This window comes from Stenotrophomonas sp. GSD10, assembly GCF_056172695.1.
Genome location: NZ_JAOCMC010000002.1, coordinates 3153013 through 3176993, shown reverse-complemented (window position 1 = coordinate 3176993; position 23981 = coordinate 3153013). Strand labels below are relative to the sequence as shown.

The 23981-nt window shown below is 67.6% G+C and carries 22 protein-coding genes and 1 pseudogene; 20 read left to right on the top strand and 3 right to left on the bottom strand.

Annotation, left to right across the window (positions count from 1 at the left end):
* Positions 1-125: 125 nt before the first annotated feature.
* Positions 126-2513, bottom strand: coding sequence for a TonB-dependent receptor plug domain-containing protein (locus N4G47_RS14955; protein ID WP_475288170.1), 2388 nt, complete (start codon positions 2511-2513; stop codon positions 126-128).
* A gap of 335 nt (positions 2514-2848) precedes the next feature.
* Here N4G47_RS14955 and N4G47_RS14950 point away from each other — a divergent pair, with 335 nt between their 5' ends.
* Positions 2849-4714 (top strand): ABC-F family ATP-binding cassette domain-containing protein, encoded by a 1866-nt coding sequence (locus N4G47_RS14950; RefSeq protein ID WP_475288167.1) that lies wholly within the window; start codon positions 2849-2851, stop codon positions 4712-4714.
* Between the two features lie 55 nt (positions 4715-4769).
* On the opposite strand, the gene ampR is transcribed toward N4G47_RS14950, so the two are convergent.
* Positions 4770-5636: a LysR family transcriptional regulator AmpR gene (gene ampR / locus N4G47_RS14945; RefSeq protein ID WP_475288165.1), complete on the bottom strand. Its 867-nt coding sequence runs from the start codon at positions 5634-5636 to the stop codon at positions 4770-4772.
* Positions 5637-5811: 175 nt separating this feature from the next.
* On the opposite strand from ampR, the gene blaL2 reads away from it, so the two are divergent.
* The 3 genes from blaL2 to N4G47_RS14930 all read left to right on the top strand — a co-directional run bounded on the left by blaL2 (position 5812) and on the right by N4G47_RS14930 (position 8718).
* Positions 5812-6723, top strand: coding sequence for a L2 family extended-spectrum class A beta-lactamase (blaL2, locus tag N4G47_RS14940; protein ID WP_475288161.1), 912 nt, complete (start codon positions 5812-5814; stop codon positions 6721-6723).
* Positions 6724-6808: 85 nt separating this feature from the next.
* Positions 6809-8023, top strand: coding sequence for a cation:proton antiporter (locus N4G47_RS14935; protein WP_475288158.1), 1215 nt, complete (start codon positions 6809-6811; stop codon positions 8021-8023).
* A gap of 53 nt (positions 8024-8076) precedes the next feature.
* Positions 8077-8718, top strand: coding sequence for a hypothetical protein (locus N4G47_RS14930; RefSeq protein WP_475288154.1), 642 nt, complete (start codon positions 8077-8079; stop codon positions 8716-8718).
* A 134-nt stretch (positions 8719-8852) separates the two neighbouring features.
* Here N4G47_RS14930 and N4G47_RS14925 read toward each other — a convergent pair whose 3' ends face one another.
* Positions 8853-9596, bottom strand: a complete 744-nt coding sequence (locus tag N4G47_RS14925; RefSeq protein WP_475288151.1) for a DUF3011 domain-containing protein — start codon at positions 9594-9596, stop codon at positions 8853-8855.
* A gap of 157 nt (positions 9597-9753) precedes the next feature.
* On the opposite strand from N4G47_RS14925, the gene aspS reads away from it, so the two are divergent.
* From aspS to ybgF, 16 genes and pseudogenes are all read left to right on the top strand, one after another.
* Positions 9754-11505 carry an aspartate--tRNA ligase gene (gene aspS, locus N4G47_RS14920; RefSeq protein ID WP_475288148.1) on the top strand — a complete coding sequence of 584 codons (1752 nt, stop codon included), beginning with the start codon at positions 9754-9756 and terminating at the stop codon, positions 11503-11505.
* Between the two features lie 16 nt (positions 11506-11521).
* Entirely contained in the window at positions 11522-11845 is a 324-nt protein-coding gene (locus N4G47_RS14915) for a DNA primase (RefSeq protein ID WP_475288145.1), read from the top strand.
* Between the two features lie 31 nt (positions 11846-11876).
* Positions 11877-12398, top strand: coding sequence for an N-acetyltransferase family protein (locus tag N4G47_RS14910; protein WP_475288142.1), 522 nt, complete (start codon positions 11877-11879; stop codon positions 12396-12398).
* 89 nt (positions 12399-12487) lie between these two features.
* Positions 12488-13105: an esterase/lipase family protein gene (locus N4G47_RS14905; protein WP_475289953.1), complete on the top strand. Its 618-nt coding sequence runs from the start codon at positions 12488-12490 to the stop codon at positions 13103-13105.
* A gap of 139 nt (positions 13106-13244) precedes the next feature.
* Positions 13245-13976: a YebC/PmpR family DNA-binding transcriptional regulator gene (locus N4G47_RS14900; RefSeq protein ID WP_475288140.1), complete on the top strand. Its 732-nt coding sequence runs from the start codon at positions 13245-13247 to the stop codon at positions 13974-13976.
* A 105-nt stretch (positions 13977-14081) separates the two neighbouring features.
* Complete coding sequence (ruvC, locus tag N4G47_RS14895; RefSeq protein WP_249843124.1) at positions 14082-14603, top strand: crossover junction endodeoxyribonuclease RuvC; 522 nt, start codon at positions 14082-14084, stop codon at positions 14601-14603.
* 13 nt (positions 14604-14616) lie between these two features.
* On the top strand, positions 14617-15210 hold the full coding sequence (gene ruvA, locus N4G47_RS14890; RefSeq protein ID WP_010481591.1) for a Holliday junction branch migration protein RuvA: 594 nt from the start codon (positions 14617-14619) through the stop codon (positions 15208-15210).
* Positions 15211-15259: 49 nt separating this feature from the next.
* Positions 15260-17179 (top strand): potassium transporter Kup, encoded by a 1920-nt coding sequence (locus N4G47_RS14885; protein ID WP_107231779.1) that lies wholly within the window; start codon positions 15260-15262, stop codon positions 17177-17179.
* 126 nt (positions 17180-17305) lie between these two features.
* A pseudogene (gene ruvB, locus N4G47_RS14880) lies at positions 17306-18345 on the top strand (Holliday junction branch migration DNA helicase RuvB).
* On the top strand, positions 18335-18766 hold the full coding sequence (gene ybgC, locus N4G47_RS14875) for a tol-pal system-associated acyl-CoA thioesterase (protein ID WP_475288136.1): 432 nt from the start codon (positions 18335-18337) through the stop codon (positions 18764-18766). Before ruvB ends, ybgC begins: the two are co-directional and overlap by 11 nt.
* Before the next feature lie 10 nt (positions 18767-18776).
* Positions 18777-19556, top strand: coding sequence for a protein TolQ (gene tolQ, locus N4G47_RS14870; protein ID WP_006438802.1), 780 nt, complete (start codon positions 18777-18779; stop codon positions 19554-19556).
* 24 nt (positions 19557-19580) lie between these two features.
* Positions 19581-20009, top strand: coding sequence for a protein TolR (gene tolR / locus N4G47_RS14865; RefSeq protein ID WP_006438804.1), 429 nt, complete (start codon positions 19581-19583; stop codon positions 20007-20009).
* Positions 19999-21051 carry a cell envelope integrity protein TolA gene (gene tolA / locus N4G47_RS14860; RefSeq protein WP_475288132.1) on the top strand — a complete coding sequence of 351 codons (1053 nt, stop codon included), beginning with the start codon at positions 19999-20001 and terminating at the stop codon, positions 21049-21051. The genes tolR and tolA overlap by 11 nt, the downstream gene beginning before the upstream one ends.
* A gap of 189 nt (positions 21052-21240) precedes the next feature.
* The gene (tolB, locus tag N4G47_RS14855; RefSeq protein WP_475288129.1) at positions 21241-22560 is read left to right on the top strand and encodes a Tol-Pal system beta propeller repeat protein TolB; all 1320 of its coding nucleotides are present in this window, start codon (positions 21241-21243) and stop codon (positions 22558-22560) included.
* Positions 22561-22624: 64 nt separating this feature from the next.
* A complete protein-coding gene (gene pal, locus N4G47_RS14850; RefSeq protein ID WP_006386160.1) occupies positions 22625-23143 on the top strand; it encodes a peptidoglycan-associated lipoprotein Pal in 519 nt (172 codons plus the stop codon).
* A 3-nt stretch (positions 23144-23146) separates the two neighbouring features.
* Complete coding sequence (ybgF, locus tag N4G47_RS14845; RefSeq protein WP_107231783.1) at positions 23147-23965, top strand: tol-pal system protein YbgF; 819 nt, start codon at positions 23147-23149, stop codon at positions 23963-23965.
* Positions 23966-23981: the final 16 nt, after the last annotated feature.

Genomic DNA, 23981 nt, shown 5'->3' with positions numbered 1-23981 from the left:
ACCCCCGCCTTCGGCGCGCCCCTTCAACAGGAAGGGGCTCTCCTCCAGACGCGGCGAGGGAATGCCGGCCAGCGACCGGCACTACCAGAGCGGCGCCGGGCAGGGCCCGGCGCTATCGTTACCGCTTACCAGGTGTACTTGATCCGCCCGTACACATAGGCGCCGTTGAAGCCGAACGGCGAGTAGTTGCTGTACGGCAGCATGCCGAAGGTGGAGTTCTGCAGGTCTTCGGTGCGGTCCGGATACTTGTCCAGCAGGTTGTCGGCGCCCACGGTCAGGGTCCAGTTGCTGCTCGGCTTGTAGCTGGCCGAGGCATCCACCACCCAGGCGTCGCCGTAGGTCTGGTCGCGCAGCGCGGTGGCCGAGTTGCGCACGGTGAACTTGCCGTAGCGGGTTGCGGCCAGGCCCAGTTCCCAGTGATCCGAACGCCAGGTGCCGCTCAGGATCGCCTTGTCGCGCGGGTAGCTGTCCTCGATGCGGCCGATTTCATCGCGGCCGATCAGCGACTGGTTCAGGCCCAGCGTGCCGAACACCGCCGGGGTGCCGCCGACGCGGCGCACTTCGGTGTCGTTGTAGCTGTAGGCGGCGGTCAGTTCCAGGCTGCTGGCGCTGAACGGCACCGTGTAGCTGGAGACGAAGTCGACGCCCCGGGTACGCGTATCCAGGCCGTTGGTGAAGTACGAGAACGCCGTCACCTGTGGCAGGCCCAGGGTGCCCAACAGCGCGCTGGTGGCAGCGTTGGTGGTGATGCTGGACGACAGCGCGATGCGGTCATCGATGTCGATCTGGTAAGCGTCGACGGTGATGTACAGGCGGTCCACCGGCTGCAGCACCAGGCCAACGCTGTAGGACGTGGAGGTCTCGGCCTTCAGCGGCGAAGCGCCCAGTGCCTGCGCGGCCTGGCTGGTGGTGGGGAAGGTGCCACGCTCGACGAACACGCCGTTGGTGAACTGGCTGGTGACCGCCTGGTAGCCCTGCTGCGCCAGCGACGGCGCGCGGAAGCCGCTGGAGGCGGTCGCGCGCAGTGCGACCTTGTCGGTGAACGCATAGCGCGCCGACAGCTTGCCCGAGAAGCGGTCGCCGAAGTCCGAGTAGTCCTCGTAGCGGCCGGTGATGCCGGCCGAGAACTTCTCGGTCAGGTCCGCTTCCAGGCCCGCATAGACCGCGTAGTTGTGGCGGTCGGCATGCACTTCATTGGTCGGGGTGAAGCCCCCGAACCCCTGCGCGCCACTGCCGGTGTACGAGTTCAGCTCGCCCGGGTTCTGGTCCCACTTTTCCTTGCGGTACTCACCACCGAAGGACAGCGTGACCGGATAGGCCAGGCCCCAGTCCAGCGACTTGGTGAGGTCGGCGTTGAAGATGTCCTGCTGGTACTTCAGCGTGCCGTCGTAGAACGAACGCGGGCTGGTCGCGCCCAGGCTGTAGTTGATGCTGTTGCGGGTGTGGAAGTCCAGGGTGTTCTCGCCGTGGTTCAGGCTCAGGTCCCAGGTCCAGCCGTTGTCGGTGTTGCCCTTGACCCCGGCCACCAGCGAGCGGTCCTTGGAGTACTGGTTGATCTCCGGCACGAAGCCGTCCGGGTAGGTCTGCGCCAGCAGTGCGCTCTGGCCGTTGTGGTTGCGCGAGCGGTAGAACGCGAACGAGGTGATGTCGCGGTTGCTCAGCAGCGCGCTGGCATAGCCGGTCACGTGGTCGCTGAAATCGAAGCTGGCATTGGCCGACGCCGCCGTGGCATCCACGCGCGGATCGCCAACGATGAAGGTGGTCTGGCCGATGCTGGGGAAATTGCCGGTGTTCGGCGTGGTGCCGCGGTACGGGCCGGCGCGGTTGCTCTCGTCCTGCTGGCTGATCTGGCCGGCCACGTGCACGCGGCCGCGACCGTTGCCGAACTCGACGCCGGTATCGCCGGAGAGCTGGTACTTGTTGCCGTCACCGGCCGAGTACTGGCCGTAGTCCACCGCCAGGCTGCCACCGCTGCCGCTGCCCTTGAGCACGATGTTGATGACGCCGGCGATGGCATCCGAGCCGTACTGCGCCGAGGCACCGTCGCGCAGCACTTCCACGCGCTCGATGGCGGCGATCGGGATCGCGTTGATGTCCACCGCCGACGAGCCACGGCCGATGCTGCCGTTGACGTTGATCATCGCCGAGGTGTGGCGGCGCTTGCCGTTGACCAGCACCAGCACCTGGTCCGGCGACAGGCCGCGCAGCTGCGCCGGGCGCACGCCGCTGGTGCCGTCGGTCAGGGCCGGGCGCGGGAAGTTCAGCGAGGGCAGGGCGCGCGACAGCGCGGTGGCCAGCTCGCTGGTGCCGGTGGACTGCAGGGCTTCGGGGGTGATGATGTCGATCGGCGACTGCGATTCGGCGACCGTGCGGTCGGCCACGCGGGTGCCGGTGACGATCACCGTGTCCAGGGTATTGGCGGCGGTGCCGGCCTGCTGGGCGGCGGCAACGAACGGGGAGCCACCGAGTGCGACAGCGACGGCGGCGGCGATCAGGCTGGTCTTGCGGGTCATCGGGATGGGGCTCCGGTTGGCGGGGGTGGCACCGGAATCGACATCACGGGGGTGAGGCGGACGGCGGTTGTTGCGGTGCGCAAAGCAGGAATTAACGGGATATTCAGTGCCTGTCAAATGCCGGTCATCGGAAAAAACGTTGCAGCAGCAACCATTTAGCCGTGACCGGCACTGACCGGGGAGGGGCCCGGGACGCGCGCGGCGAGGACGTGGGAGAGAGGAACGCCGGCCGCCGCGCATCCCGGGGCGCGTCAAGTATTCGTTAACGCTAGAATTGCGTCGCAGGAACAGTGCTCACCAGCACATTCCATCCGGTTATATGGACCCCACCCCCGATGATCTCCCTTCGTAATTTCGCCTTGCGCCGCGGCGAGCGGCTGCTGTTGTCCAATGTCGACCTGACCCTGCACGCCGGTTACCGGGTGGGTGTGGTCGGCCGCAACGGTGCTGGCAAGTCCAGCCTGTTCGCGGCGGTGAAGGGCGAGCTGGAGGCGGACAAGGGCGATGTCGATCTGCCCGGCAAGGTCCGTATCGCCAGCGTGGCCCAGGAAACCCCGTCGCTGCCCGACCCGGCGCTGAGCTTCGTGCTGGGCGGTGACATCGAAGTGGCCGCGGTGCTGGCCGCCGAGGCCGACGCCACCGCCCGTGAAGATTGGGAAGCGGTGGCCGAAGCCCACACGAAGATGGCCGAGCTGAACGCCTACGACGCCGAAGCGCGCGCCGGCAAGCTGCTGCACGGCCTCGGTTTCCCGGCCGAGACCCACCACCGCGCGGTGTCCTCGTTCTCCGGCGGTTGGCGCGTGCGCCTGAACCTGGCCCGCGCGCTGATGATGCCCAGCGACCTGCTGCTGCTGGACGAACCGACCAACCACCTGGATCTGGATGCGGTGTACTGGCTGGAACAGTGGCTGCTGAAGTATCCGGGTACGCTGCTGCTGATCTCGCATGACCGCGAGTTCCTCGACAACGTCGCCACCCACACCCTGCACCTGCACGGTGGTGGCGCCAAGCTGTACCCGGGTGGCTACACCGATTTCGAGCGCCAGCGCGCCGAACAGCTGCGCCAGCAGCAGATCGCGCACGAGAAGGAACAGGCCGAGCGCGCCCATCTGCAGAGTTTCATCGACCGCTTCAAGGCGCAGGCCAGCAAGGCCGCGCAGGCGCAGAGCCGCATGAAGCGCCTGGCCAAGCTGGCCGGCACCGAAGCGGTGCGCGCCGAGCGCGAGTTCCGCATCGAGTTCGCGCCGCCGGCCAAGCTGCCGTTCTCGCTGATCCGCCTGAACCACGTCGAGGCCGGCTACGGCAAGGACGCGGTGATCCTGCACAACGTCGGCTTCGGCCTGGAAGCGGGCCAGCGCATTGGCCTGCTCGGCCCGAACGGTGCGGGTAAGACCACCCTGGTGAAGACCCTGGTGGGCGAACTGGCACCGATTGTCGGCGAGCGCATGGCGCACCCGGACCTGAAGATCGGCTACTTCGCCCAGCACACGGTGGAGTCGCTGCACGAGGGCCAGTCGCCGATGGAGCACTTCCGCGAGATCGCCCCGGACGCGCCGAACCAGTCGTTCCGCGATTTCCTCGGCAAGTGGAATTTCCCCGGTGACCGCGCGTTCGAACCGGTCGATGGCTTCTCCGGTGGCGAGCGCGCACGCCTGGCGCTGGCGCTGATCGCCTGGCAGCAGCCGAACGTGCTGCTGCTGGACGAACCGACCAACCACCTTGACCTGGAAATGCGCGAAGCGTTGGCCGAAGCACTGGCCACCTTTGAAGGCGCGATCGTGATGGTCTCGCATGACCGCCACCTGATCGGCCTGGTCTGCGATACCTACTGGCGCGTGGCCGATGGCGTGGTCGAGCCGTTCGACGGTGACCTGGATGCATACGCCGCATGGCTGCGCACCCGTCCGCAGGCGCAGGGCACCAAGGCGCGCATGGAACAGGTGGAAGAGCCGGTGGTGGTCAAGACCGCGCCGGTGGCGCAAGTGGTGCAGAAGAAGCCGGTGAACCCGCACAAGCTGGCCGCCGCCGAAGCCAAGGTGGCCGAGCTGGAAGGCGCCCTGGCCGAACTGGACCGACAGCTGGCCGACCCGGCCAACTACGCCGATGCCACCCGCATGGCCGTGCTTGGCCGTGACCGCGAAGCTGCTACCGCGCAGCTGGAAAAAGCCGAAGCGGCGTGGATGGAACTGCTGGAATCCTGACCGGTAGTGCCGGCCGCTGGCCGGCAAGGGGTTGCCGGCCAGCGGCCGGCACTACCTACGCGCCCTGCGCCTGCAACCATTCGCGGAAGCGCCTGGCCGGCTCGCGCTCGGCGCGCGAGCGCAGCCGGGTCAGCCAGTAGCGGCCCAGCTCCAGCGTGGTGCTGAACGGCTGCAGCAGACGGCCCTCGGCCAGTTCCTGCTCGAACATGCGCAACGGCAGCAACGCCACGCCGGCACCGCCGGCAGCGGCCATCGCCACCGTCAACGACGAATCGAACACCGGCCCGCGCGCTTCCACGCCGCTGACACCCGCCGCCTGCAACCAGCGCGGCCATTCGTCGCTGCGATAGGAGCGCAGCAGTGGCACCGAGCCCAGGTCGCGCGGCTGTTTCAGTCGTCGCGCCAGTGCCGGTGCGCACAGTGGCGCGAACGGCGCATCGAGGATCGCGGTGCAGGCCTGGCCCTGCCAGTCGCCATCACCGAAGCGGATGGCCAGATCCAGCCCTTCGCCGGCCAGGTCGATGCGGTTGTTGTGGGTCTGCAGGCGCAGTTCGATGTCCGGGTGCGCGGCCTCGAACGCGGCCAGCCGTGGCAACAGCCAGCCGGTGGCGAAGGTGCCGACCACGCCCAGGGTCAGCACCTCACGCGCCGGCCCGCCGGTGTAGCGCGCGATGCTGGCCGAGATGCGCTCGAACGATTCGTTGAGCACCGGATACAGCGCGGCGCCTTCATCGGTGAGGGCGACACCGCGCGGCAGGCGATGAAACAGGCGGATGCCGAGACGATCCTCCAGGCCACGGATCTGATGGCTCAGTGCCGCCTGGCTGACGCACAGCTCCAGCGCGGCGCGGGTGAAATTCTGGTGGCGCGCGGCGGCCTCGAAGGCGCGCAGGGCGTTCAGCGGCAGGGTAGGGTGCAGCATGGCGCAGTCGTGAGCTGGAGTGATGGCTGATCGTAACGCGACAACCGGAAATTCCGGAAAAGTAAGAGGTTGAATGCGATAGGCATGAATTCAGCTGATGTCTGGCGCTGATTTTTTGCGCTGGTCGTCCCCGGAGGGTGGCGCCAATAATCGGTCGGTCCCCAGGAGAACCCCTATGCTCGCCCGTCGACGATTCCTGCAGTTCAGTGGTGCCGCCGTTGCTTCCTCGCTCGCCCTGCCGTTGCTGGCACGCGCGGCAGGCGCGACGACCACCGCCGCCCCGACCGATGCCGCCATCGGTGCCGCCCGCGATTTCGCCGCGCTGGAAAAGGCCTGCGCCGGCCGTCTGGGCGTGACCCTGCTCGATACCACCAGCGGCCGCCGCGTCGGCCATCGCCAGGACGAGCGTTTCCCGATGTGCAGCACCTTCAAGAGCATGCTGGCGGCCACCGTGCTCAGCCAGGCCGAGCGCGCGCCGGCGCTGCTCGACCGGCGCGTGCCGGTGCGCGAGGCCGACCTGCTCTCGCACGCACCGGTCACCCGGCGCCACGTCGGCAAGGACATGACCGTGCGCGATCTGTGCCGGGCCACGATCATCACCAGCGACAACACCGCCGCCAATCTGCTGTTCGGCGTGGTCGGCGGCCCGCCGGCGGTCACGGCGTTCCTGCGTGCCAGCGGCGATACGGTCAGCCGCAGCGACCGGTTTGAGCCGGAAATGAACCGCTTCGCCGAAGGCGATCCGCGCGACACCACTACGCCGGCGGCGATGGCCGGTTCGCTGCAGCGTGTGGTGCTGGGGCAGGTGTTGCAGCCATCCTCGCGCCAGCAGCTGGCCGACTGGTTGATCGACAACGAAACCGGCGATGCGTGCCTGCGCGCCGGCCTGGGCAAGCGCTGGCGGGTGGGTGACAAGACCGGCAGCAATGGCGAAGACGCGCGCAACGACATCGCCGTGCTGTGGCCGCGTGCCGGTGGTGCGCCCTGGGTGCTGACCGCGTATCTGCGCGCCGGAAAGATCAGCTACGAGCAGCAGGCCGCGGTACTGGCCCAGGTGGGGCGCATCGCCGATCGGCTGATCGGATGAGGTAACCGGGAGCCATTCAGCGGCGGCTTGCCGGATCGGTCATGGACGCGCATCCTGCGCGCGTTCCAACCCCACGGAAGACCCCATGAGCCATGAACTGATCTACCTGCTGCTGATTTTCGCGCTGCTGGTGATTCCACGCGCGCTGCAGCGTTTCAGCCTGCCTGCCCCGTTGACCTGCCTGTTGTTCGGCATCATCGGCATGCTCTGGCTGGGTGATCAGGCCCATGATGCGGTGATCGGACTGCTGGCCACGCTGGGCATTTCCTCGCTGTTCCTGTTCGCCGGCCTTGAAGTGGACCTGCAGGCGCTGCGCCGGGGCATGTGGCCGCTGCTGGCGCATCTGGTGATCCGCACCGGCACCCTGTTCGGGGTGGGCTGGCTGGCCTGGCGCTACGCGGGATTGCCGTGGCAGGCCGCCGGGTTGCTGGCGTTGGCGCTGTTGACGCCCTCCACCGGCTTCATCATGGATTCGCTGTCGCGGCTGGGCCTGAGCGAGGACGAGCGGTTCTGGGTCACCAGCAAGGCCATTGCCGGCGAACTGCTGGCGCTGGCGGCGTTGTTCATCGTGCTGCAGGCCGGCGATCCGGGCCACATGGCGCTGTCCAGCCTGGCCCTGCTGGCGATGATGATCGGCCTGCCGCTGCTGTTCATCGCGTTGGGCCGCTGGGTGGCGCCGCACGCGCCCGGTTCGGAGTTCTCGCTGCTGGTGATGGTGGGCATGGTGGCGGCCTACATCACCTACCTGCTGGGCGTGTATTACCTGGTCGGCGCGTTCATCGCCGGGCTGGTCGCGCGTCTGCTGCATCAGCGCATGCCGCTGCTGGCCTCGCACGAGAACCTGCATGCGCTGCGCCTGTTCGCCTCGTTCTTCGTGCCGTTCTACTTCTTCAACGCCGGCACCAAGGTGCCCAGCGAAGCGCTCAGCTTCGAGGCGCTGGGGCTGGGCATCGTGATCACCCTGGTGGTGCTGCCGCTGCGCATCGGCGTGGTCTGGCTGCAGCGCCGGGTGATGTTCGGCGAAAGCTTCCGCAGCAGCCTGCGGGTTTCGCTGGCGCTGGCGCCAACGCTGATCTTCACCCTGGTGCTGGCGGCGATCATGCGTGAGCGCTTCCAGATTCCGGCGGTGCTGTTCGGCGCGCTGCTGCTGTATGCCGCGCTGACCACACTGCTGCCGTCGCTGGTGTTCCGTACTCCGTTCGATGTCGATCCGGTGGAACAGGAGCCAGCGGGCGAGGGCGAGACTGCACCGGTAGCGGCCACCGAAGCGCTGCCGGCAGCGCCGTCTGCCGACCGTTGATCGGGGCAGGCGCGCGGTTTGCGCCCATCGGCCATGGCCGTTAGGGTTGGGGCATGAGACTCAATGCCGTTGCCACCACCGCTGTCCTCCTGCTCGGCCTTGCGGCCTGTTCGCAGCCTGCCGAGACGGTCACCCATGATCTGGCCACCGCGCCGGCCGATGCCTTCCTGGCGGCGATCGCCGCCCACTGCGGGCAGGCCTATGAAGGCAAGGTGGCGCAGGACACGCCCGCGCCGACCGGCAAGGACCCCTTCGCCGGCCAGCGTCTGGTCATGCACGTGCGCGGCTGCGCAGACCCGGCCCACGAGCTGCGCATCCCCTTCCATGTGGGCGATGACCACTCGCGGACCTGGGTGCTGACCCGCACCCCGGCCGGGCTGCGACTGAAGCACGACCATCGCCACCAGGATGGCAGTGCCGATGCGATCACCCTGTATGGCGGCGACAGCACGCCACCGGGGACCGCCGGGCGCCAGCAGTTCCCGGCCGATGCCGATTCGGTGGCGATGTTCCGCAGGGCCGACATGCTGGCCTCGACCCACAATACCTGGGCGATGGAGATCGATCCGGACCAGACGTTCGTCTACGAGCTGACCCGACCGGACGGCCGCCGTTTCCGGGTGCAGTTCGACCTGGCCAAGCCGGTCGCCCTGCCGCCCCCGCCCTGGGGCGACGACAAACCACCCGCGCCGTGATCCCGGGGTCGGATCCCTCCTGTGGAGCGCTCTGACCCCGCAAAGATCGCCAGTAGATCCACGCCATGCGTGGATGCGGGATGCTTGATCGGGGTCAGAGCCCTGGCCGCTGGCCAGGGACCCGACCCCGCAACTCAACGCGTACCGAAGCGCGCGCGGCAGCCGTTGCTGACCCACACCTGGCCGCGTGAATAGCCCCAGCTGCGGCCTTCCTGGCAGGCGCTGCCGGACAGCTGCTGCTGCAGCACCGGGCGGCCCTGGCGCTCATCCCAGTCGCAGTTCTGCGTGCGGTTGTTGTTGCTGCTGCAGGTGATCGAGTAATTGCTGTTGCCACCGCCCCAGCCGCCACCGCCGCCGCCCCAGCCGCGGGCTTCGGTGAACTCGGCGCGGCAACCATTGCTGACCCAGACCGCGCCGTTGCGCACGCCCCAGGTGCGGCCCTCGTCGCAGGGGCTGCCGGACAGCTGGCGCACCAGGCGCGCATTGCGCCAGCCGACCGGGCAGCTGCGCTCGCGGTTGTTCTGGCTCTCGCAGCGGATCGTCTGGCCCGAACCGCCGTTGTTGCCGCCCCAGCCGCCGCCGTTGCCACCGCCCCAGCCGCCACGGGCCTCGACGAACTCGGCCCGGCAGCCATTGGTGACCCAGATGCTGCCGTTGCGGCTGCCCCAGGTGCGGCCTTCCTCGCAGGCCGAGCCGGACAGCTGGCGGACCAGCTGCGCATTGCGCCAGCCGGTGCTGCAGACCCGTTCGCGGTTGCTCTGGCTCTCGCAGCGGACCACGCCGTTCTGCGCGTGTGCGGCGGGCGCGGGCAGGGCGGCGCTGGCAAGGCAGCCCAGGCTGAGGGTCACGGCCAGGCTGGCCAGGGATGGCAGGTTCATGGCAAATCCCCATACGGTAGGTGGTGGGCGACTATAAGGACCAGACGGATAAAGCCGGTGTGACTGTGCACATTTGCCCCGGCCGGGGCCTCGGCCGCAGAATACGGGGCTTTCCGGTCCCCTTCGGTGCCGGCGTTCTCCAGCGGAGCTTTCCCCCATGCGTACCCACTTCTGCGGCCTGGTCGACGAGACCCTGATTGGCCAGACTGTCACCCTCGCCGGCTGGACCGACGTGGCCCGTAACCAGGGCGGCGTCTGCTTCATCGATCTTCGCGATCATGAAGGCATCGTGCAGGTGACGGTGGAGGTGGACAACGCCGAGGTGTTCGCGGTGGCGGCCTCGCTGGGTTATGAGGACGTGCTGCAGGTGGAAGGTGTGGTGCGCGCGCGCCACGCGGTGAACGACAAGATCGCCACCGGCAAGGTGGAAGTGATCGCCACCGCCATCACCGTGCTGAACAAGGCCGCGCCGCTGCCGTTCCACGCCCATGAGAACCCGGGCGAAGACACCCGCCTGAAGTACCGCTACCTGGACCTGCGCCGTCCGGAAATGCAGCGCATGCAGCGCACCCGCATCAAGCTGGTGCAGGCCCTGCGCCGTCACCTGGATGCGCGCGGCTTCCAGGACATCGAAACCCCGATCCTGACCAAGGCCACCCCGGAAGGCGCCCGCGACTTCCTGGTACCGGCACGCATGCACCCGGGCGAGTTCTACGCCCTGCCGCAGAGCCCGCAGCTGTTCAAGCAGATCCTGATGGTGGCCGGCTTCGACCGCTACTACCAGATCGCGCGCTGCTTCCGCGACGAAGCCCTGCGTGCCGACCGCCAGCTGGAATTCACCCAGCTGGACATGGAATTCGCCTTCGTGCGCGAGCGCGACGTGCAGGATTTCGTCGAGGACATGATCCGCGCCATCTTCAATGAGGTGGTGGACGTGCAGCTGGCGGCCAGCTTCCCGCGCATGACCTGGGCCGAGGCCATGCGCCGCTATGGTTCGGACAAGCCGGACCTGCGCATCGCGCTGGAACTGGTGGACGTGGCCGAGCTGGTCAAGGACAGCGAGTTCGCCGTGTTCACCGGCCCGGCCAATGATGCCGAGGGCCGTGTGGCCGCGCTGCGCATTCCGGGCGGCGCCACCCTGTCGCGCAAGCAGATCGACGAGTACGCCGCGCACGCCGCCAAGTACGGCGCCAAGGGCCTGGCCTACATCAAGATCGGCGACAACGGCGAAGTCAGCTCGCCGATCCAGAAGTTCTTCAGCGAAGCGCGTTTCGCTGAGCTGGTGGCCCACGTCGGCGCCGGCAACGGCGACATCGTGTTCTTCGGTGCCGGTGGCTACAACAAGGTCTCCGACTTCATGGGCGCGCTGCGCCTGAAGGCCGGCAAGGACTTCGGCCTGGTCGCCGACGGCTGGGCGCCGCTGTGGGTCACCGACTTCCCGATGTTCGAGTGGGATGAGGAAGAACAGCGCTACGTCGCCCTGCATCACCCCTTCACCGCGCCGGCCGTGGACGATATCGCCGACCTGCGCGCCAACGCCCGTACCGCCGTCTCGCGCGGTTACGACATGGTGCTCAACGGCAATGAAATCGGCGGCGGCTCGATCCGTATCCACCGCCCGGACATGCAGAGCGCGGTGTTCGAACTGCTCGGCATCGGCGCCGAAGAAGCCCGCGCCAAGTTCGGCTTCCTGCTCGACGCGCTGAACTACGGCGCGCCGCCGCACGGTGGCATCGCCTTCGGCATCGACCGCATCGCCGCGCTGATGGCCGGCACCGAGTCCATCCGCGACGTCATCCCGTTCCCGAAGACCACTGGTGCGCAGGATCTGATGACCGACGCGCCGTCGCCGATCGTCGACACGCAGCTGGCCGAAGTGCACATCCAGGTTCGCCCCAAGACCAACTGATCAGGAGATCCAGGCAATGACCGAGTTTGCGTTTTCGCTGGAGTGGGAAAAGCTGGGCAATGAAGGCTCCGAGGCCACCCTGGTCACCGAGCGTGCACGCGTGTTCGGTGGTTGGCTGGTCCGCGTCGGTACCAACCCGGCGGCGATGGCCCTGACCTTCGTCGCCGACGGCGAAGGCCGTTGGGACGGGGAAGACTTCGGCGTCGAGGATTACGAGGACGACGAAGAGGAGGAAGAGTACGACGAGGACGAGGACGAGGACGGCGAAGAAGAGGACGAGGACGAAGAGGAATACGAGGAAGAGGAAGACGAAGCCGCCGAAACCCCGGAAAAGGCTTGACCGGCCCTCCGCGCTGACGTCAACTTCCTGCATGTATTCGATCCGCCGCGCCACCGTGGACGACGCGCCGACACTGTCGGCGCTGGCCGCGCGCACGTTCACTGAAACCTTCGGCCATCTGTATCCGCCGCAGGACCTGCAGGCCTTCCTTGAGGAGGCCTACACGGTCGAGCGCCAGCGCACGATCCTGGCCCACCCCGATTACGCGGTGTGGCTGCTGGAACTGGACGGGGAGGCGGTCGGCCATGCCGCCGCCGGCCCCTGCGGACTGCCGCATCCGGAGGTGAAACCCGGTGATGGCGAGCTCAAGCGCCTGTACCTGATCAAGACCCAGCAGAGCTGTGGCTGGGGCAGCCGCCTGCTGGAAACCGCACTGGCCTGGCTGGAACACGACGGCCCGCGCACGCTGTGGCTGGGCGTGTGGTCGGAGAACTTCGGCGCGCAGCGTTTCTACGCCCGTTATGGCTTTCAGAAGGCGGGCGAGTATCTGTTCCCGGTGGGTGACACCCACGATCTCGAGTTCATCCTGCGCCGCGCACCGCGCGCGTCCTGACGTTCACCGTCGCTTGCCACGCACGCGTGTTCAATCGTCCTACGTTCCTGCCCCGCTGACTGCCAGGCTGTCTGCATGACTCCCCCGTACTGCTGCTGCATGGCATCTGGAACGCCCGCGCGTGGGTCGGGCCGCTGGCCTGGCGCCTGCGCGCGCGCGGCTTCCAGGTGCATACCTTCGGTTATTCCTCGGTGTTCGGAGGGCCGGAGGTGGCCGTGCCGCAGTTGCTGGAGCGGCTGGCCGACGCCGGCCCGTTGTCGCTGGTGGGGCACAGCCTGGGCGGGCTGCTGGCGCTGGAGGCCCTGCGCCGCACTCCACAGCTGCCGGTGCAGCGCGTGGTCTGCCTGGGCTCGCCGCTGCGTGGCAGTGGCACCGCACGCTCGCTGTCCGAGCACGGCTGGGGCCTGGCGCTGGGTCGCAGCAGCGAACTGCTGCTTGATGGCCTGCCGGACTGGAAGGGCAGGGCCGAGGTCGGGCTGATCGCCGGCTCGGTGCCGCATGGGCTGGGCAGCCTGCTGGGCGCGATCGATGATGCCTCCGATGGCACCGTGGCGCTGGCCGAGACCCGCCTGCCGGGGCTGGCCGACCATTGCGTGGTGCGTACCAGCCACAGCGGTCTGGTGGTATCGCCCGATGCCGCGCGGCAGACCGCGCATTTCCTGCGCCACGGCCAGTTCGACCACAGCCGCGACGCCGCCGCCGCGTAATTTGGTGGGTGCGAACCGTTGGTTCGCACGCTCTTCGCCGGGCCATGCCCGGCGGCATCTCTCCGCCCTAGACACGGTTGCCGCCCCCGATCAGGTAGAATCCGCGCCTTGATCCTGAAGCAGCCAGACGGTAGCACCCATGGGTAGAGGCCCCTCCATCGAAGCCCGCAAGAACGCGTCCGACGCGAAGCGTGGCAAGATTTTCACCAAGATCATCCGCGAGATCGGCGTGGCCGCGCGCGGCGGTGGAGGCGACCCCAACAACAACCCGCGCCTGCGCGTGGCGATGGACAAGGGCCTGGCCGTGAACATGTCCAAGGACGTGATCGAGCGCGCCATCAAGAAGGCCACCGGTGAACTGGAAGGCGTCGATTACGAGGAAATCCGCTACGAGGGCTACGCCCCGGGCGGCGTGGCCGTGATCGTCGACTGCCTCACCGACAACCGCGTGCGCACCGTGGCCGATGTCCGCCACGCGTTCAGCAAGTGCGGCGGCAACATGGGCACCGAAGGTTCGGTGGCTTTCATGTTCAAGCGCCTGGGCGTGCTCAGCTTCGCCCCGGGTGCCGACGAAAATGCCATCACCGAAGCGGCCATCGAGGCCGGCGCCGACGACATCGTGGTCTATCCGGACGACGGCTCGATCGATGTGGTCACCAGTCCTGACGCGTTCAACACGGTCAAGGATGCGATGACTGCCGCCGGGCACGTTGCCGACCACGCCGAGATCACCTTCCGCGCGGACAACGACATCAAGGTCGAAGGCGAGGTTGCCCAGCAGGTGAAGAAGCTGCTGGACATGCTCGAAGACCTGGACGACGTGCAGGACGTGTATTCCAACGCCGAACTCGGCGCCGACGCCTACGCCTGAGCCGTCCTCGACGGTCTGGGCGCGGGCCGTTGAACGGTCATCGCGGACAGTCATGAGCCCAAACGCCTGCCAGCGCCTCCCGTTCCGCCCCGCCAGGAGTGCGGCATGACCCGCATCCTGGGCATCGATCCCGGTTCGCAGCGGACCGGGGTCGGCATCATCGATGTCGATGCCGCCGGCCGCGTCAGCCACGTGCACCACCAGCCGCTGGTGCTGCTGGGGGCGGACGATTTCCCGCAGCGCATGAAGCTGCTGGTGCTGGGCCTGGCCGACCTGTGCCGCGAGTACCAGCCGCAGGAAGTGGCCATCGAAAAGGTCTTCATGGCGCGCAACCCCGATTCGGCACTGAAGCTGGGCCAGGCCCGTGGCGCGGCGATCTCGGCCGTGGTGCTGCGCGACCTGCCGGTGCACGAATACGCCGCCAGCGAGATCAAGCTGGCGGTGGTGGGCCGCGGTGGCGCCGAAAAGCAACAGGTTCAACACATGGTTGGGCTCATGCTCAACCTGAAAACCAAGCTGCAGGCCGACGCGGCCGACGCGTTGGCGGTGGCGATCACCCATGCCCACGTAAGGGCAACGGCCAACCGCCTGGGGCTCAGTGCCCGCCAGGCGTGGGGCCGCAAATGAGGAGCTGCACGCAATGATCGGTCGACTGCGCGGCATCGTCGCCTACAAGGCGCCGCCGTGGCTGGTGGTGGATGTGAATGGCGTGGGCTACGAACTGGAGGCGCCGATGAGCACCTTCTACGACCTGCCCGAGCTCGGCCGCGAGGTCACCCTGTACACCCATTACGCGCAGAAGGAAGACAGCGTCTCGCTGTACGGCTTCCTGCGCGAGGGCGAGCGCCGCCTGTTCCGCGATGTGCAGAAGGTCAGCGGCATCGGCGCCAAGATCGCACTGGCCGTGCTGTCCGGCGTCACCGTCGAAGAGTTCGCGCGCATGGTCCAGGCCGGTGACATCACCGCGCTGACCCGCATCCCGGGCATCGGCAAGAAGACCGCCGAGCGCATGGTGCTGGAGCTGCGCGACCGTGCGGCCCAGTTCGGTGCCGGCGGCGCATTGCCCACCGGCAGTGGCCCGGCTCCGGCCGACCCGCTGTCCGACGCCACCGTGGCGCTGCAGCAGCTGGGCTACAAGCCGGCCGAAGCGGCGCGCATGGCCCGCGACGCCTTCAATGAAGGTGATGAAGTGGCCACCGTGATCCGCAAGGCGCTGCAGTCGGCGCTGCGCTGACCCGCTTTCCTTTCCTTCAACGAACCGCCTGAGCTTCGCCAGGAGTCCCATGTCCAGCAGTCAAACCCCGCACGCAACCGCCCCCGGCGGCCACGGTCACGCCCCTCCGGCCGGAGGCATGGCGCTGATCATCGGTGCGATCGGCGTGGTCTTCGGCGATATCGGTACCAGCCCGCTGTACACCCTGAAGGAAGCGTTCTCGCCGCACTACGGGCTCAACAGCGACCATGACACCGTGCTGGGCGTGCTGTCGCTGGCGTTCTGGGCGCTGAACATCGTGGTCACCCTGAAGTACGTGACCATCATCATGCGCGCCGACAACGATGGCGAAGGCGGCATCATGGCGCTGATGGCGTTGACCCAGCGCACCCTGCGCAACGGCTCGCGCTCGGCGTATGTGGTGGGCATCCTGGGCATCTTCGGCGCCTCGCTGTTCTTCGGCGACGGCGTGATCACCCCGGCCATTTCGGTGCTGGGCGCGGTCGAAGGCCTGGAGGTGGCGGCCCCCGGCCTGCATGCGTTCATCGTGCCGATCACCGTGGTGGTGCTGCTGATGGTGTTCGCCGCGCAGCGCTTCGGCACCGAGAAGATCGGCAAGGCCTTCGGCCCGATCACCTCGGTGTGGTTCATCTCGCTGGCGGCGATCGGCATCTACAACATCGTCGATGCGCCGGAAGTGCTCAAGGCCTTCAACCCGTGGTGGGCGATCCGCTTCTTCATGGAGCACAGCTGGCACGGCATCTTCATCCTCGGCGCGGTGGTGCTGGCGGTGACCGGCGGCGAGGCGCTGTACGCCGACATGGGCCATTTCGGCGCCAAGCCCATCCGCCACGCCTGGTACTTCTTCGTGCTGCCGTGCCTGGTGCTGAACTACCTGGGGCAGGGCGCACTGGTGCTCAACCACCCCGAGGCGCTGAAGAACCCGTTCTTCGAAGCAGTGCCGTCGTGGGCGCTGTACCCGATGATCATCCTGGCCACGATGGCGGCGGTGATCGCCTCGCAGTCGGTCATCACCGGCGCGTTCTCGGTCTCGCGCCAGGCCATGCAGCTGGGCTACATCCCGCGCATGCGCATCAAGCACACCTCGCATGACACCATCGGCCAGATCTACATCCCGGGCATCAACTGGGGCATCGCGGTGATGGTGATCGGGCTGGTGCTGGCCTTCCGCAGCTCGTCCAACCTGGCCGTGGCCTACGGTATCTCGGTGTCGGCCACCATGCTGATCGACACCCTGCTGCTGGCCCTGGTGGCGCGCTCGCTGTGGCCGAAGGCCCGCGCCTGGCTGCTGCCGCTGTGCGTAGTGTTCTTCATCATCGATCTGGGCTTTGTCATCGCCAATGGCGCCAAGCTGTTGCAGGGTGCCTGGTTCCCGGTGGTGCTGGGCATCTTCCTGTTCACCATGATGCGCACCTGGCGCCGTGGCCGCGAGCTGCTGCGTGATGAGATCCGCAAGGACGGCATCCGCCTGGATACCTTCCTGCCGGGCCTGATGCTGGCACCGCCGGTACGCGTGCCGGGCACCGCCGTGTTCCTCACCGCCGACCCGACCGTGGCCCCGCATGCGCTGATGCACAACCTCAAGCACAACAAGGTGCTGCACGAGCGCAACGTGTTCCTGCACGTGGTCACGCTGCCGGTGCCGTATGCACCGGAAGGTCAGCGGCTGAAGATCGAATCGGTGGGCGACGAGTTCTACCGGGTCTACGTGCGCTTCGGCTTCATGGAAACCCCGGACGTGCCGCTGGCGCTGATGCGCTCGTGTGATCACGGCGGCATCTACTTCGACCCGATGGACACCACCTTCTTCGCCAGCCGCGAAACCATCGTGGCCACCGCCAACCGTGGCATGCCGATCTGGCGCGACAAGCTGTTCGCGCTGATGCACCGCAACGCCGCGCCCGCGACCGGATTCTTCCGGATTCCCGGCAACCGCTTGGTAGAGCTCGGCGCCCAGGTCGAAATCTGACGTCTGGTAGTGCCGTCCGCTGGCCGGCATCCGCCACACCGCCGGTGTCCATGGGGTTGCCGGCCAGCGGCCGGCACTACCGCGCTTTCGGCCCCGGAATGCACCCATTTACCGCATAATCACGGCATGACCGACGACCGCATCATCGGCGCCGGCGCCACCCGCGAGGATGACGCCGCCGACGCCAGCATCCGCCCCAAACGCCTGGCCGACTACCTTGGCCAGGCCCCGGTGCGCGAGCAGCTGGAGATCTACATCGAAGCGGCCAAGGCCCGCAGCGATGCGCTCGACCATGTGCTGATCTTCGGCCCACCGGGCCTGGGCAAGACCACCCTCAGCCACGTGATCGCCAACGAGCTGGGCGTGGCCCTGCGGGTGACCTCCGGCCCGGTGATCGAGAAGGCCGGCGATCTGGCCGCGCTGCTGACCAACCTGCAGCCGCACGATGTGCTGTTCATCGACGAGATCCATCGCCTGTCGCCGGTGGTGGAAGAAGTGCTGTACCCGGCGATGGAAGACTTCCAGATCGACATCATGATCGGCGAGGGCCCCGCGGCGCGCTCGATCAAGATCGACCTGCCGCCGTTCACCCTGATCGGCGCCACCACCCGCGCCGGCCTGCTGACCGCGCCGCTGCGCGACCGCTTCGGCATCGTCCAGCGCCTGGAGTTCTACAGCGTCGAGGAGCTGACCCGGATCGTGCGCCGCTCGGCCGCCATCCTCGGCATCGACTGCACCGCCGATGGCGCCGGCGAGATCGCGCGCCGCGCGCGGGTACCCCGCGTATCGCCAACCGCCTGCTGCGCCGCGTGCGCGACTACGCCCAGGTCAAGGCCGGTGGCCACATCGACGAGCCCGTGGCCCAGGCAGCGATGAAGATGCTCAAGGTCGACCCGGAAGGCTTCGACGAGCTTGACCGGCGCCTGCTGAAAACGATGGTGGACTACTTCGACGGTGGCCCGGTCGGCATCGAATCGCTGGCCGCCGCGCTGTCCGAAGAGCGCGGCACGCTCGAAGACGTGGTCGAACCCTACCTGATCCAGCAGGGCTTCCTGGTGCGCACCGCGCGCGGCCGCATGGCCACCCACAAGGCCTACCGGCACATGGGCCTGAAGCCGAAGAACCCGCCGCAGGACCTGTTCGCGGAGGTTCCCGATGTCGGTTGAGCCGCGATTCAGTTGGCCGACACGCATTTACTGGGAAGATACCGACGCAGGTGGCGTGGTCTACCACGCCCGCTACGTGGCCTTCATGGAACGGGCCCGGACCGAATGGATGCGTGCGCTGGGCTACGGCCAGGAGCGCATGCGCGCCGAGCACGGGATGATCTTCGCGGTGCGCTCGATGCAGATGGATTTCATCAGGCCGGCACGGCTGGATGACACCCTGCAGGTGACCGCCCGCCTGGTCCAGCTGAAGAAGGCCAGCATGGTCTTCAGCCAGCAGATCCTGCGCGACGGCGAGCTGCTGCTGTCCGCGCAGGTCCGCATCGCCGCACTGGAAGCGGCCAGTTTCCGCCCGCGTGGCATGGACGACGCCGTCCTTGCCGTGCTGCAACCCCACCTCCACCCCGAATCCGAACTTTGAGGAACAACGGATGATCGCAACGCTCCTGGCCCTGCAGGCCACGGTCACCGAGGCACTGCCGGCCGATGTCAGCAACGCCGCGACCCAGACCCTTGCCCAGGCCACCACCGGCGGCGGCATCAACTACCTCGAACTGATGGCCAAGGCCAGCCTGCCGGTGAAGATCATCGTGCTGCTGCTGCTGGTCGGCTCGTTCGTCAGCTGGGTGATCATTTTCCGCAAGGCCCGCGTGTTCAAGCAGGCCACCCGTGAAGCCGACGAGTTCGAGAACCGCTTCTGGTCCGGCGCCGACCTGGGCAAGCTGTACAGCTCGGCCACCGACCGCAGCCGCAATGTCGGCGGCCTGGAAGCGATCTTCGAAGCCGGCTTCCGTGAGTACACCCGCCTGCGCGACAAGCGCCGGCTGGACGGCCGCGCGCAGCTCGAAGGCGCCCAGCGTGCCATGCGCACCACCTACACCCGCGAAGTGGACCAGCTGGAGCGCAACCTGGAACTGCTGGCCAACATCGGCTCCACCGCGCCGTACGTGGGCCTGGTCGGTACCGTGTTCGGCATCATGGTGACCATGCACGACATGATCAGCAGCGGTGCGCAGGCCGGTATCGCCGCCGTCGCGCCGGGTATCTCCGAAGCGCTGTTCGCCACCGCCATCGGCCTGTTCGTGGCCATTCCGGCGGTGTGGGCCTACAACCGCTTCACCACCCGCGTGGAGCGCATGTCGGTCCGCTTCGAGACCTTCGCCGAAGAATTCAGCTCCATCCTGCAGCGCCAGAGCGCTGGCGACGAGTAAGCGCCTGACCCGGGAGTCCAAGCCATGTCCGCTGCCATCGGTCGCCGCAAGCGCCGCAAGCTGAAATCGGAAATCAACGTCGTTCCCTACATCGACGTCATGCTGGTGCTGCTGATCATCTTCATGGTCACCGCGCCGCTGCTCACCCTGAGTTTCGACGTCGATCTGCCGCAGTCCAACGCCAAGGCGCTGGAAAGCAAGCAGGACCCGGTGATCGTCTCGGTGCGCCAGGACGGTCAGCTGAGCCTGAAGCTGCCCGACGCCAAGGAACCGGCCGCGGTCTCGGCCGAGGAACTGGAAGGCCGTCTGGCCGGCATCGCCGCCCAGGACAAGGGCGTGCGCGTGATCGTCGCCGCCGACCGTGCCGTGGCCTATGAAAAGGTCATCGCCGCGATGGATGTGATCAAGCGCGCCAAGGTAGACAAGGTAGGCCTGGCCACCGATGCACGCTGACGCCCTGCCACCCCCGCAGCAGCGCGAACCCGGCTGGGGCCTGCCCCTGGCGCTGGCCGTGCTGGTGCATCTGCTGGTCGCGCTGATCTTCATCGGCGCCTGGCTGTGGTCGCCCGAACGCAACACCGATGCCGCCTCCGGCGATCCCTCGGTCGAGGCCAGCCTGGCGCTGTCCGCGTCCGAGGCGTCCGCCGCGCGCCAGGCCCTGCGCCAGTCGGAAAAGCTGGAAGACCTGCCGCCGCCGGTGGCCGAGCCGATCCCGGTGCCGGAAGACACCGTGCCGCCGCCACAGCCGATTCCCGAACCGCGCCCGCAGGACGCCCCCACGCCGCAGCAGCAACAGGCGCAGGAGCGTGTCGCGCAGCCGGATACCAAGGACCAGGAAGCGGCCAACGCGCTGGCCATCTCGCAGGAGAAGGCCAAGCAGGAGCAGGAAGCCAAGCGCCGCCAGGAGCAGATCGACCTGACCGAACGCAAGCGCCAGGAAGAAGCGGAGCAGAAGCTGCGCCTGGCCAAGCAGCAGGAAGAGGACGCCAAGAAGAAGCTGGCCGACCAGGCCCGTCAGGCCGCAGACAAGGCCGAGGCCGAGAAGCAGAAGAAGATCGCCGAGATCCGTGCCCGCCGCGAGCAGGCGCTGAAGGAAGCCACGTTGGCCGAGCAGAAACTGCGCCAGGTGGCTGCCGCGCGTAATGCCGCCGGTACCGCCGCCGCAGGTGCCAGTGGTGCCGCACAGCCGGCCGCCGGTGGCGGTGGCAACAGCGATGATCTGACGGCCAAGTACGCCGCGGCGATCCAGGCCAAGGTGCGTGACACCTGGACCCGGCCGGACAGTGTGCCGCTGGGCCAGAAGTGCCAGGTGACCATCACCCAGATCCCGGGTGGGCAGGTGCTGCAGGCCAAGGTCGGCGCCAACTGCCCGTACGACGAGGCGGGCAAGCGCTCGATCGAGGCGGCGGTGCTCAATGCGCAGCCGTTGCCGTACCGCGGCTTCGAGTCGGTGTTCAATCGCACGCTCAACCTGACCTTCACTGCGCAGGATTGATCGGGCCGGGCAGGGCGGCCATCCGGTCGCCCGCCGCCCAGGCCACCGGCAAGGTGGCCGCGACGTTAACGGTGCGTGAGAGCCTGGGCTGGAACTGACCCGGAATTCACGTACCCTTGGTTCATGATTGCGAAGCGGTTCACTCCCGCTTTGCTATCCCTCGTTCCGGTTTCCCCTATTGAGCGCTCCATGAAAAAGATGCCTCGCTGGCTTGCCGTGTTTGCGGCCCTGTTGCTGCCCTTTGCTGCCGTCGCGCAGCAGAAGGGGCTGGATATCGACATCATCGGCGGCAATGCCTCCGCGCTGCCGATCACCATCGTGCCGATGCCCTACCAGGGTTCGGCGGCTGCACCGCAGACCGACGTCGCCGGCGTGGTCCGCGCCGACCTGGAGCGTTCGGGCCAGTTCCGTACGCTGCCCGAAGCGCAGATCGTCGAAAAGCCGGTGCGCGGCGGCGACATCCAGTTCGCCACCTGGCGTGCGCTGAAGCAGAACTACATCGTGGTCGGCCGCGTGCTCGACGCCGGTGCCGGCGCCTACCGCGTCGAGTACGAACTGTTCGACGTGCCCAAGGGTGAGCGCCTGCTGGGCCTGGCGATGACCGCCCGTGGCAACGCCATGCGCGACGTTGCCCACCAGATGGCCGACGCCATCTACGAGAAGATCACCGGTGTGCGCGGCGCCTTCTGGACCCGCATCGCCTACGTGACCGCCAGCGGTAAGGGCGACGCCATGCGCTATGCGCTGATGGTGGCCGACTCCGATGGCTACAACCCGCAGACCATCGTGCGTTCGGCCGAGCCGCTGCTGTCGCCGTCGTGGAGCCCGGATGGCGGCAAGCTGGCCTATGTCAGCTTCGAGCGTGGCAATTCGGCCATCTACATCCAGAACATCGCCACCGGCGCGCGTGAGCTGGTCACCAGCTTCCGTGGCATCAACAGCGCGCCGGCGTTCTCGCCCGATGGCCGCAAGCTCGCCCTGACCCTGTCGCGTTCGGGCAACCCGGAAATCTACGTGATGGACCTGGGCAGCAAGCAGCTGACCCAGCTGACCAACCACTTCGCCATCGATACCGAGCCGACCTGGGCGCCGGACGGCAGCGCGGTGTACTTCACCTCCGACCGCGGCGGCCGTCCGCAGGTCTACAAGGTCGGGGCCGGCGGCGGCAGCGCCGAGCGCGTGACCTTCCAGGGCAACTACAACGCCAAGCCCTCGGTGTCCTACGACGGCAAGAAGATCGCCGTGGCACAGGGCTCGGGCAACAGCTACAAGATCGCGATGATGGACAGCTCGCTGGGCTCGCCGCGCTGGAGCACGCTGTCCCCGGGTTCGCTGGATGAATCGCCCAGCTTCGCGCCCAACGCAAGCATGGTGCTGTACGCCGCCCGCGAAGGTGGCCGTGGTGTGTTGTATGCCGTTTCGGCCGATGCGCGGGTTCGCCAGCGCCTGGTCCTGGCCGATGGTGATGTGCGCGAGCCGGCATGGTCCCCATACCGTACTCAGCGCTAAAAGAGTGTTAACATTTTCGCTGTCTTGAACCCCTCATCGGCCTAGGAGCCACAAAGGTATCGCCATGAACAAGTCCACCCGCGTTCTGCTTGTTTCCCTGCTGTCTGTGGCCGTCCTGGCCGGTTGCTCGAAGAAGGTGAAGGAAGAGCCGCAGGCTCCGGTCGACACCGGCACCTCGACCACCACCCCGACCGGTCCGTCGACCTCCGGCCTGTACGGCCCGGGCGACCTGGACACCGACGCCTGCCTGCGCCAGCGCGTTGTCTACTTCGACCTGGACAAGGAAGACGTGAAGCCGGAATTCCAGGCCATCATGGCTTGCCACGCCAAGTACCTGCGTGACCGTCCGTCCTCGCGCATCACCCTGCAGGGCCACACCGACGAGCGCGGTTCGCGCGCGTACAACCAGGCCCTGGGTGAGCGTCGTGGCAACGGCGTCAACTCGGCCCTGCAGGCCAACGGTGGCTCGGCTTCGCAGCTGACCGTCGTGTCCTACGGTGAAGAGCGTCCGGTCTGCACCGAGTCGAACGAGTCCTGCTGGTCGCAGAACCGTCGCGTCGAAATCGTCTACACCGCGCAGTAATCCATGCGCATTGGCATCACATTGATGCTGGTCGTTGCGGCAGCCCTCGTGGCTGCCGCACCGGCGCATGCACAGCGACAGAGCCTGGCCGATCGTGTCGGCGCGCTCGAGCAGCAGATGTACAACAACAGTGCCAACCAGGACCTGTTGAACCAGATCAACCAGCTGCGGCAGCAGGTCACCAGCCTGCAGGCCTCGATCGAGCAGTTGCAGCACGACAACGCCCAGCTCAAACAGTCCGCCCAGGACCAGTACCTGGATCTGGACAGCCGCCTGAACCGGTTGGAAGGGGGCAATGCCGCCCCGGCCCTGCCGCCCGTTCCGGCGAGCGCGCCGAAGGCCGCCCCGGCCCCGGCAAAACCCGCAGCGGCGGCCACTTCCGAGCGGCCGCCTTCGGTCCATGGCGATGCCGGCAGCCTGGCCGCCACCGGCGACGAGCGCACCTCCTACAACGTCGCCTTCGATTCGCTGAAGGCCGGCAAGTACGATGATTCGGCGCAGCTGTTCCTGAGCTTCCTGCAGCTGTACCCGAACGGCGTGTACGCGCCGAACGCGCTGTACTGGCTGGGCGAGAGCTACTACGCCACCCGCAATTTCCCGATGGCCGAGACCCAGTTCCGTGAACTGCTCTCGCGCTATCCGACCCACGACAAGGCCGCTGGCGGCCTGCTCAAGATCGGCCTGTCGCAGTATGGCGAGGGCAAGGTCGACCAGGCCCAGCAGACGCTGGAGACCGTCGTGGCGCAGTACCCGGGCTCGGACGCCGCGCGCACCGCGCAGGACCGCCTGCAGTCGATCCGGTTGGGCAAGCAGATCCGCTGATCCGCTGACCCGGCGT

Excerpts from the sequence above, each read along its gene's own strand:
- N4G47_RS14955 (WP_475288170.1), bottom strand. The coding sequence starts at position 2,513 with ATGACCCGCAAGACCAGCCTGATCGCCGCCGCCGTCGCTGTCGCACTC.
- N4G47_RS14950 (WP_475288167.1), top strand. The coding sequence starts at position 2,849 with ATGATCTCCCTTCGTAATTTCGCCTTGCGCCGCGGCGAGCGGCTGCTG.
- ampR (WP_475288165.1), bottom strand. The coding sequence starts at position 5,636 with ATGCTGCACCCTACCCTGCCGCTGAACGCCCTGCGCGCCTTCGAGGCC.
- blaL2 (WP_475288161.1), top strand. The coding sequence starts at position 5,812 with ATGCTCGCCCGTCGACGATTCCTGCAGTTCAGTGGTGCCGCCGTTGCT.
- N4G47_RS14935 (WP_475288158.1), top strand. The coding sequence starts at position 6,809 with ATGAGCCATGAACTGATCTACCTGCTGCTGATTTTCGCGCTGCTGGTG.
- N4G47_RS14930 (WP_475288154.1), top strand. The coding sequence starts at position 8,077 with ATGAGACTCAATGCCGTTGCCACCACCGCTGTCCTCCTGCTCGGCCTT.
- N4G47_RS14925 (WP_475288151.1), bottom strand. The coding sequence starts at position 9,596 with ATGAACCTGCCATCCCTGGCCAGCCTGGCCGTGACCCTCAGCCTGGGC.
- aspS (WP_475288148.1), top strand. The coding sequence starts at position 9,754 with ATGCGTACCCACTTCTGCGGCCTGGTCGACGAGACCCTGATTGGCCAG.
- N4G47_RS14915 (WP_475288145.1), top strand. The coding sequence starts at position 11,522 with ATGACCGAGTTTGCGTTTTCGCTGGAGTGGGAAAAGCTGGGCAATGAA.
- N4G47_RS14910 (WP_475288142.1), top strand. The coding sequence starts at position 11,877 with ATGTATTCGATCCGCCGCGCCACCGTGGACGACGCGCCGACACTGTCG.
- N4G47_RS14900 (WP_475288140.1), top strand. The coding sequence starts at position 13,245 with ATGGGTAGAGGCCCCTCCATCGAAGCCCGCAAGAACGCGTCCGACGCG.
- ruvC (WP_249843124.1), top strand. The coding sequence starts at position 14,082 with ATGACCCGCATCCTGGGCATCGATCCCGGTTCGCAGCGGACCGGGGTC.
- ruvA (WP_010481591.1), top strand. The coding sequence starts at position 14,617 with ATGATCGGTCGACTGCGCGGCATCGTCGCCTACAAGGCGCCGCCGTGG.
- N4G47_RS14885 (WP_107231779.1), top strand. The coding sequence starts at position 15,260 with ATGTCCAGCAGTCAAACCCCGCACGCAACCGCCCCCGGCGGCCACGGT.
- ybgC (WP_475288136.1), top strand. The coding sequence starts at position 18,335 with ATGTCGGTTGAGCCGCGATTCAGTTGGCCGACACGCATTTACTGGGAA.
- tolQ (WP_006438802.1), top strand. The coding sequence starts at position 18,777 with ATGATCGCAACGCTCCTGGCCCTGCAGGCCACGGTCACCGAGGCACTG.
- tolR (WP_006438804.1), top strand. The coding sequence starts at position 19,581 with ATGTCCGCTGCCATCGGTCGCCGCAAGCGCCGCAAGCTGAAATCGGAA.
- tolA (WP_475288132.1), top strand. The coding sequence starts at position 19,999 with ATGCACGCTGACGCCCTGCCACCCCCGCAGCAGCGCGAACCCGGCTGG.
- tolB (WP_475288129.1), top strand. The coding sequence starts at position 21,241 with ATGAAAAAGATGCCTCGCTGGCTTGCCGTGTTTGCGGCCCTGTTGCTG.
- pal (WP_006386160.1), top strand. The coding sequence starts at position 22,625 with ATGAACAAGTCCACCCGCGTTCTGCTTGTTTCCCTGCTGTCTGTGGCC.
- ybgF (WP_107231783.1), top strand. The coding sequence starts at position 23,147 with ATGCGCATTGGCATCACATTGATGCTGGTCGTTGCGGCAGCCCTCGTG.